Origin of the sequence: Aestuariibaculum sp. YM273, from assembly GCF_030908365.1 — a bacterium.
GTDB lineage: Bacteria > Bacteroidota > Bacteroidia > Flavobacteriales > Flavobacteriaceae > Aestuariibaculum > Aestuariibaculum marinum.
Genome location: NZ_CP133090.1, coordinates 3,259,863 through 3,274,159, shown reverse-complemented (window position 1 = coordinate 3,274,159; position 14,297 = coordinate 3,259,863). Strand labels below are relative to the sequence as shown.

Sequence of the window (14,297 nt, the reverse complement as noted above, 5' to 3'; positions counted from 1 at the left end):
AAAAAAACTAGAAACTTTAGACTTCAATATTAAAAATATAATATGAAAAACGTATCGGTAATTGTTTTGTTAGTGAGTCTTTTCGTGAGTTGTGGAGACAATGTTACTAATAAAACTGTGACTAACAAAATTTTAAGTGATGAAGTAGATCCTTTTATTGGAACAGGAGGACACGGGCATACTTATCCGGGGGCGACAGTGCCTTTTGGTATGTTACAAGTGAGCCCTATTAATGGTATTAGTTCATGGGACTGGTGTTCCGGATACCATTATTCCGATTCTATCGCTGTTGGATTTAGTCACCTAAGTTTAAGTGGAACGGGTATTGGTGATTTAGCCGATATATTATTCATGCCGATAAATAAAGAAGTGGATTTGTCTGTTTACCCAAAATCAAGAGACAGTATCACTTACAGGTCTAAATACAGTCATGATAATGAGACTGCAAAACCAGGTTATTACCAATTGTTTTTAGAGGATCATGATGTTAATGTTGAGCTTACCACAGCAAAGCGCACAGCGTATCATAAATATACGTTTAAAGAAGGCGATGAGCAGTCGGTAGTAGTTGATTTAGGTTTTAGCTTAAATTGGGATAAGACCATTGAAACCATTCTGGAAGTAGAAGATGAATATACAATAACTGGTTACCGCTATAGTAAAGGCTGGGCGCCAAATCAAAAAGTATTTTTTGTAGCAAAATTTTCTAAACCAATTACTGGTAAAAATGTATTTAGCGATGGTGTAGAAATAGAAGGTAACCTTGCCAAAGGAGCAAAAACAGCTTTACAGCTATTCTTTAATGATTCAGATTCTACCGAATTATTAGCAAAAGTAGCATTGTCATCAGTTAGTATTGAAAATGCCAAGGGTAATTTAGAAGCCGGTGGCTTTGAGTTTGAAACGGTTAAAACTGCTGCCAATGATACTTGGAACAACGCTTTAAAATCTATTGAAGTTGAAAGTTCAGTAGATTCTTTAGAGACTATTTTTTACACAGCTATGTATCATGCACAAGTAGCGCCAGTAACGTTTAGTGATGCTAATGGCGAGTTTAGAATGGAGAATGATAGCATTGCAACGGCTAAAGATTTCACAGCCTATTCAACATTATCACTGTGGGATACCTTTAGAGCAGAGCAGCCTTTATTAACTTTAATTGCTCCTGATAACGTTTCAGATATCATCAATTCTATGTTGACGTATTATGAAACAAAGAAAATTTTACCGGTGTGGACACTTTATGCGAATGAAACCAATACCATGACCGGATACCATTCAATTCCTGTAATTGTTGAAGCTTACTTAAAAGGTATAAGAGGGTTTGATGCAGAGAAAGCTTTTGAAGCTATGAAAAACACAATGATGCAGGATGAGCGTGGATTAAAATATTATAAAGAGTTCGGATATATTCCTTATACATCAATTGATGAATCGGTAACCATTACTTTAGAATATGCTTACGACGATTGGTGTGTAGCTCAAATGGCAAAAGCACTTGGCAAAACTGAAGACTATAAGTTTTTCATGAATCGTTCAAAAGCCTTTGAGCATGTGTTCGACAATCAAACCGGATTTATGCGCGGGAAATCTGAAGACGGAAAATCTTGGAATGAACCATTCGATCCGAAATACTCGAACCACAGAGTTCAAACAGATTACACTGAAGGGAATGCCTGGCAACACAGTTGGTTTGTGCCTCATGCGGTTAAAGAATTAGCTGAACTACACGGAGGAGAAGATGTGTTTACCTCTCGATTGGAGCAATTATTTACCGAAAGTTCAGAGATTACAGGAACGCATACTTCGGCAGATATCTCAGGTTTAATTGGTCAATATGCCCATGGTAATGAGCCGAGTCATCATATTGCCTATATGTTTAACGATGCGAACAAACCGTGGAGAACACTGTATTGGGTGCGCCACATTTTAGATACGCAATACAATACTACACCAAACGGATTAAGTGGAAATGAAGATTGCGGACAAATGTCGGCTTGGTATGTGTTCAGTTCTATAGGGCTTTACCCAATGAATCCCGCTTCCGCAGAGTACGAAATAGGAAGTCCGATTTTTGATAAAACAACATTGAATTTACCGAATGGTAAAACATTTACTATAAAAGCAGAACATGTTTCCGATAAAAACATTTATATACAATCGGCGACTTTAAATGGAGAAGATTTCAATCAAACATCAATTTCGCATCAGGCGATTTTAGAAGGCGGTACATTACATTTTGTAATGGGACCAAATCCAAATAAAAACTGGGGAATTAAAAAATAGTAGGATGGATATAATAGATATTAGTATTATTGTTTCCTACGTTTTAATAACAGTAGGAGTGGGAGTCTGGATATCAAAAAAGGCTTCGCAAGGTTTAGATCATTATTTTCTTGGAGGAAAATCAATCAAATGGTATTACTTAGGTTTAAGTAATGGCTCTGGAATGTTTGATGTTTCAGGAACGGCCTGGATGGTTGGAATTTTATTTCTGTATGGTGTAAAGAGCTTTATGTTTATGTGGCTTTGGCCTATCTGGAATCAGATTTTCGTTATGATGTTCCTGGCGGTTTGGATTCGTCGTTCAAAAGTGATGACAGGATCGGAATGGATTTTAACACGTTTTGGAAATGATAAAGCCGGAAAAGCTTCGCATATCATAGTGGCTATCTTTGCTATTGTGTCTGCCATTGGGTTTATAGCCTATTTCTTTGAAGGTGTTGGGAAGTTTCTAACCATTATTTTGCCTTGGGATTTAACAGCGCAAATAGGAGAGACTGTAATTTTCACCTCCACGCAATCTTACGCATTAATCATTATTCTTTTAACAACTATCTATACAATTAAAGGTGGTATGTTTTCAGTTGTAGCAACCGAAGTACTTCAGTATTTAATTATGGTTGTTGCCGGTGTTTTGGTGGCAGGTTATACAATGATTTCATTTACAGATATAGAAATTACATCTCTAATTTCTGAAGAATGGAAAAATATCTTTTTTGGTTGGGAATTAGGACCACATTGGAGTGATAAATATGCAGCGTTTAATAATTTAATTGATACAGAAGGTTATAAAATGTTCGGTGCTTTTATTGGTATGTCTTTATTTAAAGGCTTTTTCGCTAGTATTGCAGGACCAACACCAAGCTACGATTTACAGCGTATATTATCTACAAAAACCGTAAAAGAGGCGGCTTATATGTCAGGTTTCACAAATTTGATTTTATTCATCCCTAGATATTTATTAATCGGAGGTATTGTCGTGATCGCATTAATGGTGTTAGCACCGGGCATGAATACGGCCGATTTAACAGGAGGGGATTTAGAAGTTATTTTACCCAAAGTGATTAATTTTCATGTACCTGTTGGAATTAAAGGATTACTATTGGCAGGGTTGCTAGCGGCGTTTATGTCAACGTTCTCGGCATTTGTAAATGCAGGGCCGGCTTATATTGTAAACGATATTTATAAAAAGTATTTTAAACCGGAGGCTGATAGCTCTCATTATATTAAAGTTAGTCACTTAGCATCCTTTGTAATTGTGTTGCTTGGGGTTTTAATGGGCTTTTTTGCCGATTCAATTAACTCGTTAACCTTATGGATTACAAGCTCTCTATTTGGTGGTTATGTGGCTGCAAATTTCCTGAAATGGGTATGGTGGCGTTTTAATGGTTGGGGCTATTTCTGGGGTATGTTGGCAGGATTAATTATTGCTTCATTTCAATTTGTGTTAGATCAGAACAAAATGAATTTTGATGTTGGGGGGCTATGGTACCAATTAGCAACCATGCCATCAATATATTTATTCCCCATTATTTTTGGTTTTTCATTAATTGGAAGTTTATTAGGGACCTGTTTTTCTAAGCCTACAGATGAAGCTGTTCTGAAATCATTTTACACTAATGTAAGACCTTGGGGATGGTGGAAACCGGTTTATAAAAAATTAAAGGAGGAAGATGCATCCTTTGAAAAGAATAATGACTTTTTAAGAGACATGTTGAATTGTATAATAGGTATCATATGGCAATCAAGTATGATTGTGTTACCAATTTACCTTTTAATACGAGATTACCCGAAAACTTTAATCTCTTTAGTTGTATTTTTAGTAACAACATGGATTTTAAAATATACATGGTTAAATAAAGTAAATAAAATAACAGATTAAATTATATAAAAGTGGCAAATATACCTTGGCAAGATAGACCGGAGAATAGTAATGAGGTGATGTGGAGATATTCTCAAAACCCTATTATAGATCGATATGCAATTCCATCGTCAAACAGTATTTTTAATAGTGCGGTAGTACCTTTTGAAGATGGGTTTGCTGGAGTTTTCAGATGTGATAACAGAGCGGTGCAGATGAATATTTTCGCAGGCTTTAGTAAAGATGGTATCAACTGGGATATAAATCATGATCCTATTGTGATGCAAGCCGGGAATACCGAAATGATTGATTCCGATTATAAATACGACCCGCGTGTGGTGTTCATTGAAGACCGATATTGGATCACCTGGTGTAATGGGTATCACGGACCAACTATTGGTATCGCATATACTTACGATTTTAAAGAGTTTTTTCAATGTGAAAATGCCTTTTTACCCTTCAACAGAAACGGGGTGTTATTCCCTAAAAAAATCAACGGTAAATATGCAATGTTAAGTCGACCAAGTGATAATGGGCATACTCCTTTTGGAGATATTTACATTAGTTACAGTCCCGATATGAAATATTGGGGTGAACACCGTTGTGTAATGAAAGCTGCGCCTTTTGAAGAGAGCGCTTGGCAGTGTACCAAAATTGGAGCAGGGCCAATTCCGATTTTAACCGATGATGGATGGTTAATGTTGTATCATGGAGTGATTAACACCTGTAACGGATTCCGTTACGCTATGGGGGCTGCACTTTTAGATGAAAACGAGCCAGATAAAGTTAAGTACCGTACACAACCCTATTTATTAGGACCTGCGGTTTCTTACGAACAGAATGGAGATGTGCCTAATGTGGTGTTCCCATGTGCAGCATTGCATGATTACGAAGAGGATAAATTAGCGGTGTATTATGGTGCGGCAGATACTGTTGTAGCCATGGCATTCGGTAAATTAAGTGAAGTGGTAGAGTTTACAAAGAATAACAGTTTATAATTTGAAGGTACAAAGGAAAATAAAGGCTTTGGTTGGTACGGCGTGGTGTTTTTGTGCACTGGGTTGTGCGCAACCTAAGCAGGATTTAGAACCTAGACAATATATCGCATACAAAACTTCAGAGTCTATTTCTATTGATGGAAAAGGATCTGAAGTTTCTTGGGATAAAGCAGAATGGACAGATTTATTCATAGATATTGAAGGAGATAAGAAGCCAAAATACGACACCAGGGTTAAGATGCTTTGGGATGATGAGTATTATTACATTCTGGCCAAAATGGAAGAACCACATGTGTGGGCCGATTTAAAACAGAGAGACACTATTATTTTTTATAATAATGACTTTGAGGTTTTTATAGATCCGGATAGTGATGCGTATAACTATTATGAGTTGGAAATTAATGCATTAAATACGGTATGGGATTTGTTTTTAACCAAGCCTTATCGCGATAATCCTAAAATTTTAAATGATTGGGACATTAACGGATTAAAGTCAGCTGTTACCGTTCAGGGCACTTTGAACAATTCGAGCGATACTGATGAAGGCTGGACATTAGAAATAGCCATTCCTTTTGCTGCTTATAAAACGTCTTATTTTCATAAAAATGTACCGGTGGATAGTTTTTGGCGTGTAAATTTTTCGCGTGTTAATTGGCAGCATGATTTAAATAACGGAAAATACAGCCGTAAAAAAGGGAAAGACGATAAATTTTTACCAGAGTATAACTGGGTATGGTCACCAATGGGTGTGATTAATATGCACGAGCCTGAAAAGTGGGGTTATGTTTATTTTTCATCTAAGGAAATAGGAGGAAAGGATGCTTTTGAAATTCCGCAGGACGAAAAAATAAAATGGGAAATGTTCAGTTTGTACCGTGCTCAGAAAAGTTATCGAAATAAGAAAAAAGTTTGGGCATCATCCATATCCCAACTTGTTGATAAAGATATTACAGTTGATGGCAAGGTATTAAAACCGGTATTAGAGAACCACTCAACTGGGTATAATATTTCTGTAAAAAGTCCATTTTCAAATAAAACATTGATAATTAAGGAGAACGGAGAGTTTTCAGAAATAAAATAGAAATACGTTAAATATAATAGCAGGGTTCAATAAAAATCACAAGTATAATTATATAAGAACCTTAATGTTGAAGTAAGGAAATTAAGTAATAGATGTTTCAATTAAGCTTAGTAAATATAAAATCTAGAATTCTAAAAATAGGAGTATGTCTTTTGGTAGGTGCTACTATTATTGGTTGTGAAAATAAGAAGGAATCAATAGCAACACCAGTTGGTGACTTGAAATTAATAGGTTACGTTGCGGGGTACGAAGATTTCAATCCAGCAAAAGTTGATGCATCAAAGTTAACACATATAAATTACGCCTTTGCAAATATAGTAGGTGGTAAGCCGAGGTTTGAGTTAGAGGTCGATTCCAGTAAAATAGCCAGTTTAATAGCGCTTAAGTCTAAAAATAAAGATTTAAAAGTGTTGTATTCTGTTGGTGGTTGGGTTTGGTCTAATGAGTTTTCGCATGTGGCTGCCTTTGAAGCATCCAGAAATAAGTTTGCAGAAGCTTGTGTGAAGCTAATGAAAAAGCACGATTTTGATGGTGTGGATTTAGATTGGGAATACCCTGGACAGCGTGGGGAAGACAATGCGTTTCGTCCAGAAGACAAACAGAATTTTACGTTGCTTCTTAAAGCCATTCGTACGGCATTAGAAGCGCAGGGGAAAAAAGATCAGACGCATTATTTATTAACTATTGCCAGTGGATCGAACCAGGCTTATATAGACCATACCGAGTTAGGTAAAGCTCAGGAATACCTTGATTTTATTAACGTGATGTGTTACGATTATTATCATGGGTGGTTTTACCAAACAGGGCATCATGCCAATTTGTATCCAACAAAGAAAGACGAATATGAAGGTAATAGTGGATTACAGGCCATTGAAAGACATTTAAATGCCGGTGTTCCTGCAAATAAATTAATTATGGGGATTCCATTTTATGGAAGAATGTGGGAGAAAGTAAACCCTGAAAATAACGGGTATTATCAATCAGCCATGTCTACTGGAGTTATTGTTCCATATTGGGATATTGTTGAAAAAATGAAATCAGGAGATTTCGAAAAGTTGTATGATGAATCTGCTAAAGCGTCCTTTTTATGGAATGCAAAAGACAGCATTTTTATTTCATGGGAAACCCCTAAAGAAATAGATGCTAAAACAAAGTTTATAAAAGAAAAAGGTCTTGGTGGCGCTATGTTTTGGGAATATAGCTTAGATAAAAATCAAGAATTATTAAACGCATTGTTTAAGGGTATGGAATAACAACAAACGTCTAGAGATAGACAAAAGGCAACAAACAAAAAACGACTAACAACAACTTATGAAAACAAAATACTTACTAATAACGGCTTTGGTGTTACTCTTCATATCCTGTGGAGATCAAAAAAAAGAGGGTACTATTGCTGAAGTTGATTCTCCTGAATCTAAAAAAGAAGCTTTTGAATTTGGGGTTTGGACAACCGCAAACGGCAAAAAATCGGATGAAGAATACCTTAAAGAATTTGAGAAATACAGTAATGGTGGTATAGATGAAGTTCTAATCAACACCGGAACTGATCCTAAGTTATTAGAGCGATTAGTGCCTTTAGCTAAGGAAAAAGGGTTACGGGTGCATGCCTGGATTATGGCAGTAAACCGTCCGGGAGATACTATTGCTCTACAACATCCGGAATGGTATCAGGTAAGTAGAGAAGGTAAATCATGCTTTGATACGCGTCCTTATGTAGGGTATTATCAGTGGTTATGTCCGACAAGAAAAGAATCACGAAACCATATTTTAGGTTTAGTGGAAGGTTTGGCAAAAGTTGAAGGTGTTGAGAGTGTGCACTTAGATTATATTCGTTTTCCGGATATCTTTTTACCAATCGGACTATTACCAAAATACAATTTAATTCAGGATGAAGAATTGCCGGAATACGACTTTTGTTATTGCGATGTTTGTATTAGCGAGTTTGAAAAAATCCATCATAAAAATCCTTTAGAAAGTAAAAATACAGCGATTGATATGGAGTGGAAAAACTTCAGACTAAACGCTATTAAATCGGTTGTTGATGATGCTTATAAAATCGCTCACAATAACAATAAGATTTTAACAGCTGCGGTATTTCCTTACCCTGAAATGGCAGATCATATGGTACGTCAACGTTGGGATAAATGGGATATTGATGAAGTTTACCCAATGATTTACCATGGATTTTACAACGAAGAAGTAGACTGGATTGGGTATGCTACCAAGCAAGGTGTAACAGATACTGAAAGCGAAGGGATATCATTGAATACAGGAATTTATATTCCTGATTTTAAAACCACTGAAGATTTAAAACAGGCTATTTTATACGCTAAAGAAAATGGAGCAAAAGGGGTTTCTTTTTTCGATGGTAATGCGATTTCAGACGAATTTTTTGAAACTATAAAAACGACAAAAGCTAATTTATAATCGTACCTGATGAAGTTTGGAGTTTACATATTTTCAGTTTGTGCATTGCTTTTAGTGAATTGCAAACAGACTGATGATGTAATTCATAAAAAACTCACACAGTACGTGAACCCGTTTATAGGTACAGATGGTCCTGGTAATACGTATCCAGGAGCTACTGTGCCTTTCGGAATGGTGCAATTGAGTCCAGATATAGGTATTCCGGGTTGGGACAGAATTGCGGGGTATTTTTATCAGGATTCCATTATTTCTGGTTTTTCACATACCCACTTATCAGGAACAGGTGCTGGCGATTTATATGATATTTTAGTCATGCCTACCAATAGCCGTTTTAATAAACGAATCGAGGTAAATAACTTTAAACCTTTTTCAGGCTATAATCATGAGCAGGAATCGGCTGGACCAGGATATTATCAAGTTGATTTATTAGATTATGGAATTAAAGCTGAATTATCAGCTACTCAAAGAACAGGAATTCATAAATATACCTTTCCAAAAGATACATTGTCGCAAATTCATATCGATTTAGGTTATGCGCTTAATTGGGATGCTCCTATAGATACATACATAAAAGTTTTAAACGACAGCACACTTCAAGGTTATCGAAAATCTACAGGATGGGCTAAAGATCAGCGTGTTTATTTTGAAATTCAGGTGTCTAAACCATTTCAGTCCTATCAGTTTTTTTCAAACGATTCTTTAGTTACGGGAGAAGCTTTAGGAAAGAATACAAAAATCATTCTGACTTATAATACTGAGGACAATGATGTCATCATTTTAAAAACAGGATTATCTACAGCAAGTCTGGATGGTGCTAATAAATCTTTGGAAAACGAAGCGCCTCATTTCAATTTTGAGGACTATAAAGAGCAAGCGAATCAGCTTTGGGAACATCAACTAGAAAAAGTTGAAGTATGTACTACCGATGAAACAAAGAAGCATATTTTTTACACAATGTTGTATCAATCTATGTTAGCACCGACTTTGTTAAGTGATTACAATAACGAATACAAAGGAGCTAATGATAGTGTTATGACAACTACAGGGTTTAAACGTTACGACACGTTTTCACTCTGGGATACGTATCGTGCAGCACATCCTTTATATACCATAATACATTCTGATAGGGTTTCGGATATGATTAATTCCTTGTTGGCGCATTATAAAGAAACAGGATTGTTACCGGTTTGGTCTATGCAAGGGAATGAAACCAATATGATGATCGGTAATCATGCGATTCCTGTTATTGTGGATGCCTATTTTAAAGGCATTAACGGGTTTGATGAAAATTTAGCCTACGAAGCCTGTAAATTAAGTTCTATGGTCGATGCTCGTCAGTTGTATGAATATAAAACATTAGGCTATATTCCAGTTGATGAGCATCATGAAAACTGGTCAGTTTCAAAAACTCTGGAATATGCATATAACGATTGGTGTGTCGCACAATTTGCGAAAGCTTTAAATAAAACAGAAGATTACGAGTATTTCTTAAATCGTTCTGAAAACTGGAGAAATTTATACGATTCAAAAAGTACTTTTTTACGCCCAAAAAGTGAAGATGGGACTTTTATAGAAAACTTCATTCCTAAAGAATATACACCCTATTATTGCGAGAGTAATGCCTGGCAATATATGTGGTCAGTGCCCCAAAATATTGAAGGTTTGATAAAAGAAGTTGGTACTGAGCGATTTGAAAAAAAACTGGATTCTATGTTTAGTTTTTACCCTTTAGCTACCGACAAATTGCCTATTTTTAACACGGGTATGATAGGTCAATATGCCCATGGAAATGAGCCGAGTCATCATGTGGGCTACTTGTATAATTACATCGGTAAGCCTGAAAAAACACAAGAAATTATCAGAACCATTTTAGAAACACAATATAAAAATACACCAGATGGCCATTGCGGAAATGAAGACTGCGGACAAATGTCGTCTTGGTATGTATTTAGTGCTTTAGGGTTTTATCCGGTAAATCCTGCTCAGGGTGTTTACGCTTTTGGTTCACCTATTTTCGATAAAGCCATTATTCACTTAGAATCGGGAAAAGATTTTACAGTTGAAACTGAAAATAATTCCTCGGAAAACAAATACATTCAATCTATAACTTTAAACGGAAAGGAAATTTCAAAAAGTTATATAGAACACAAAGACCTTATACATGGGGGAACCTTGCAATTTGTTATGGGGCCTCAACCAAATAAAAACCAAACGTACACTATGGCAATATCGTCACAGGTATATAAATAATATTGAGAACATGGGAGACAGAAGACATTTTATTAAAAACGCAGCATTAGGAACATTAGGAGTGAGTGCACTTTTAAGCTGTAAAGATGAAACAAAATCAGCGGTTTCGGCTGCTGTTTCTGACGATAAAAAAGGAACTAAACCTTTAATTATATCCACCTGGAATCATGGATTACCAGCTAACGAAGAAGCGTGGAAATTACTAAAATCTGGTAAATCTGGATTAGATGCTATTGTTGCTGGGGTTGGAATTCCAGAAGGGGATCCAAAAGTGAGAAGCGTTGGTTATGGTGGTTATCCGGATAGAGAAGGTAAAGTGACTTTAGATGCTTGTATAATGGATTCTAATAGCGATTGTGGTTCGGTATCTTTTCTTCAAAATATAAAACACCCGATTGCAGTTGCACAAAAAGTATTAGAAAATACGCCTCATGTTATGTTAACTGGCGCTGGCGCCTTACAGTTTGCTAAGGAGCAAGGTTTTAAAGAAGAAAATTTGTTAACAGAAGCTTCTGAAAAAGACTGGAAAAACTGGTTAGAAAAATCGAAATATCAACCAGTCATTAATATTGAAAATCACGATACCATAAGCATGTTGGTGATTGATGAAAATGGCGAAATTACGGGTGGTTGTACAACCAGTGGTGCGGCTTGGAAAATGCACGGACGCGTAGGAGATTCTCCTATAATTGGTGCAGGATTATTTTTAGATAATGAAGTCGGAGCTGCCGCTGCTACAGGACTTGGTGAAGCAGTTATAAGAACGGCAGGAAGTGCTATGGTTGTTGAGTTAATGCGTCAGGGGAAATCACCTGATGAAGCTTGTAAAGAGATTGTAGAACGTATTTACGACAAACATAAGAACCATCAGGATATGGAATATTTGCAGGTAGGATTTATAGCCGTAAATAAGGCCGGTGAATATGGTGGTTATAGTTTAAGGTCTGGGTTTAATTATGCAGTTTACGATGAAGCTAACGGTAATAGAATGGAAGATTCTAAATTCAAAATGACCTGGGATAAATAAAAGAAGACACAAACTAACTTAAGATGATAAAATTTAGTCACTCAAAAATATTGCTTTTAGGACTTGGACTGATGTTGGCATCGTGCCAGTCGAAACAGGTAAATTTCACAGAAGCCGATATTCAAATCATTCCAAAACCGGTTGAATTAACCTTGAACCAAGGTGGATTTGAGATAAATGAAAACACGCAATTTGTTATTGAAGATGAAAGTCAGAAAGTGGCTTTAGAGGTTTTAATTAGTAAATTAAAAACGGCTGCAGGATTTACTCCTGAAATTGTAAATGAAGCGCCTTCAAAAAATTATATCCAATTCGTAACAGATGCTAATTTGAAATCCGAAGCTTATGAGTTAGATTCAGATTCAAAAGGGGTAATCATAAAATCCAACGGGGTTGCTGGTTTTGTGTACGGTATTGAAACACTTAGACAATTACTGCCAACAACAATCGAGAATACTTCTTTAGTAGCAAATCAAGATTGGATTGTTCCTAATGTTTCTATTAAAGATGAACCACGTTTTCAATATCGTGGATTAATGCTTGATTTATCGCGCCATTTTTTCGACAGTGATTATATTAAGCAAACCATCGATCGTTTAGCGATGCATAAAATGAATGTTTTGCATTTGCATTTGGTTGATGATCAAGGGTGGCGAATAGAAATCAAGAAATATCCAAAATTAACCGAAGTTGGCGCATGGCGCGTCGATCAGGAAGATAAATTTTGGCACAACCGAGACAAAAACCCACATGGTGTTAAAGGAACTTATGGTGGGTTTTTAACTCAGGAAGAATTAAAAGACATCGTTGCTTATGCCGCGTCTAAAAATATAGAGGTGATTCCTGAAATTGAAATGCCGGCTCACGTGTCGAGTGCAATAGCCTCTTACCCAGAATTAGCGTGTTTTAATCAGGAAATAGGTGTGCCTTCAGGCGGGCTTTGGCCAATTACAGATATTTATTGTGCAGGAAAGGACAGTACGTTCCTATTTTTAGAGAATGTTTTGGATGAAGTCATGACCATTTTCCCATCAAAATATATTCATATTGGAGGCGACGAAGCCACTAAAACCAATTGGAAAATCTGTCCGCATTGTCAAAAACGTGTTAAAGAGGAAGGTTTAAAAGATGTTGATGAATTACAAAGTTATTTTGTAAAACGTATGGAAAAATACATCAACTCGAAAGGTAAACAATTAATAGGTTGGGATGAAATTATTGAAGGAGGTCTTGCTCCTGAAGCGACGGTGATGAGCTGGAGAGGTAACAAACCAGGTATTGAAGCTGCAAAGCAAGGACATGACGTGATTATGACACCAACATCTCATTGTTATTTTGATTACTATCAAGGGCCTCAGGAATACGAACCAACTGCATTTACGGCTTATACACCTTTAAGTAAAGTATACCAATTCGATCCGGTAGCAGATGAAATGACTCCGGAAGAAGCGAAGCATGTTTTAGGTGGTCAGGCAAATTTATGGGCGGAATATTTACCAACCACAGATCAGTCTGAATACATGATATTCCCAAGACTAGCAGCCATGTCTGAAGCTTTATGGAGTACCAAAGAATCTCGTAACTGGGAAGATTTTTCACGCCGTATGGAAATGATGTTTGAGCGTTATAAGGATTTAGATATCAATTATGCGAGAAGTGCTTATACTCTAAGGCCTGCATATTCTTTCGATTCTATTAATCAAGCAGTCAATTTTTCACTTAAAAATGAATTTCCAAGTCCAGATATTCGTTATGTGTCAGGAAATGCGGACTTAAATGAAAGTGCACAGAAGTACACTGATACGTTTCAGATTAAAGAAACTACAATTTTAAAGGCGTCTTTATTCAAAGATGAAAAACCTGTAGGAATCACTTATGTAGACACGATTAAATTTCATAAAGCTATAGGAAAAAAAGTTACCTACAATACGCAGTATAGCAATGCTTATAAAGGTACTGGAGCAACCACGCTGGATAATGCATTACGTGGCTCGCAAAATTTCCATGACGGACAATGGCAAGGTTGGTTAACCGATATGGAAGTGATTATCGATTTAGAAAATGAAACCGAAATAAGTAATGTAGCCGTTGGAACTTTAGAAAGTCAAAAGGCAGGTATTTATTTCCCTGTTGCTGTTGAAGTATCGTTGTCTAATGATGGTAAGGTTTTCGAAAAAATTGGAGAAGCAACAAGACCATATGCGCAAGCTTCAAAAGTCACAAAAAAAGATTTTACGGTTAATTTCCCTGAACAATCTGCAAGATTTGTAAAAGTGAAAGCAAAAGCTTTAGAAAAAAATCCAAGAGGTGGCGGGGTTTGGCTATTTGTTGATGAAATATTGGTAAACTAATTAGACTTTAAAAGATATA

General features: G+C 36.3%; 9 protein-coding genes. All 9 read left to right on the top strand.

Translation table 11 applies throughout. The annotated features are described in order from the left end of the window. The first annotated feature begins 42 nt into the window (after positions 1-42). Positions 43-2,286 (top strand): GH92 family glycosyl hydrolase, encoded by a 2,244-nt coding sequence (locus tag RBH94_RS14080; RefSeq protein ID WP_307881479.1) that lies wholly within the window; start codon positions 43-45, stop codon positions 2,284-2,286. Between the two features lie 4 nt (positions 2,287-2,290). Next, a complete protein-coding gene (locus RBH94_RS14075) occupies positions 2,291-4,165 on the top strand; it encodes a sodium:solute symporter family protein (protein ID WP_307881478.1) in 1,875 nt (624 codons plus the stop codon). 11 nt (positions 4,166-4,176) lie between these two features. Continuing rightward, positions 4,177-5,142, top strand: coding sequence for a glycoside hydrolase family 130 protein (locus RBH94_RS14070; protein ID WP_307881477.1), 966 nt, complete (start codon positions 4,177-4,179; stop codon positions 5,140-5,142). A gap of 1 nt (position 5,143) precedes the next feature. Further along, positions 5,144-6,223, top strand: a complete 1,080-nt coding sequence (locus RBH94_RS14065; protein WP_307881476.1) for a carbohydrate-binding family 9-like protein — start codon at positions 5,144-5,146, stop codon at positions 6,221-6,223. A gap of 92 nt (positions 6,224-6,315) precedes the next feature. Next, entirely contained in the window at positions 6,316-7,476 is a 1,161-nt protein-coding gene (locus RBH94_RS14060) for a glycoside hydrolase family 18 protein (RefSeq protein WP_307881475.1), read from the top strand. 58 nt (positions 7,477-7,534) lie between these two features. After that, entirely contained in the window at positions 7,535-8,650 is a 1,116-nt protein-coding gene (locus tag RBH94_RS14055) for a putative glycoside hydrolase (RefSeq protein ID WP_307881474.1), read from the top strand. Positions 8,651-8,659: 9 nt separating this feature from the next. Beyond that, a complete protein-coding gene (locus tag RBH94_RS14050; RefSeq protein ID WP_307881473.1) occupies positions 8,660-10,900 on the top strand; it encodes a GH92 family glycosyl hydrolase in 2,241 nt (746 codons plus the stop codon). Positions 10,901-10,910: 10 nt separating this feature from the next. Continuing rightward, positions 10,911-11,927, top strand: coding sequence for an isoaspartyl peptidase/L-asparaginase family protein (locus tag RBH94_RS14045; RefSeq protein ID WP_307881472.1), 1,017 nt, complete (start codon positions 10,911-10,913; stop codon positions 11,925-11,927). Between the two features lie 23 nt (positions 11,928-11,950). Then, the gene (locus tag RBH94_RS14040; protein ID WP_307881471.1) at positions 11,951-14,278 is read left to right on the top strand and encodes a beta-N-acetylhexosaminidase; all 2,328 of its coding nucleotides are present in this window, start codon (positions 11,951-11,953) and stop codon (positions 14,276-14,278) included. The last annotated feature ends 19 nt before the right edge of the window (positions 14,279-14,297 follow it).

Bases quoted from the DNA above. Each gene is read 5' to 3' on its own strand.
- RBH94_RS14055 (WP_307881474.1), top strand. From the start codon at position 7,535: ATGAAAACAAAATACTTACTAATAACGGCTTTGGTGTTACTCTTCATA.
- RBH94_RS14060 (WP_307881475.1), top strand. From the start codon at position 6,316: ATGTTTCAATTAAGCTTAGTAAATATAAAATCTAGAATTCTAAAAATA.
- RBH94_RS14040 (WP_307881471.1), top strand. From the start codon at position 11,951: ATGATAAAATTTAGTCACTCAAAAATATTGCTTTTAGGACTTGGACTG.
- RBH94_RS14050 (WP_307881473.1), top strand. From the start codon at position 8,660: ATGAAGTTTGGAGTTTACATATTTTCAGTTTGTGCATTGCTTTTAGTG.
- RBH94_RS14075 (WP_307881478.1), top strand. From the start codon at position 2,291: ATGGATATAATAGATATTAGTATTATTGTTTCCTACGTTTTAATAACA.
- RBH94_RS14080 (WP_307881479.1), top strand. From the start codon at position 43: ATGAAAAACGTATCGGTAATTGTTTTGTTAGTGAGTCTTTTCGTGAGT.
- RBH94_RS14045 (WP_307881472.1), top strand. From the start codon at position 10,911: ATGGGAGACAGAAGACATTTTATTAAAAACGCAGCATTAGGAACATTA.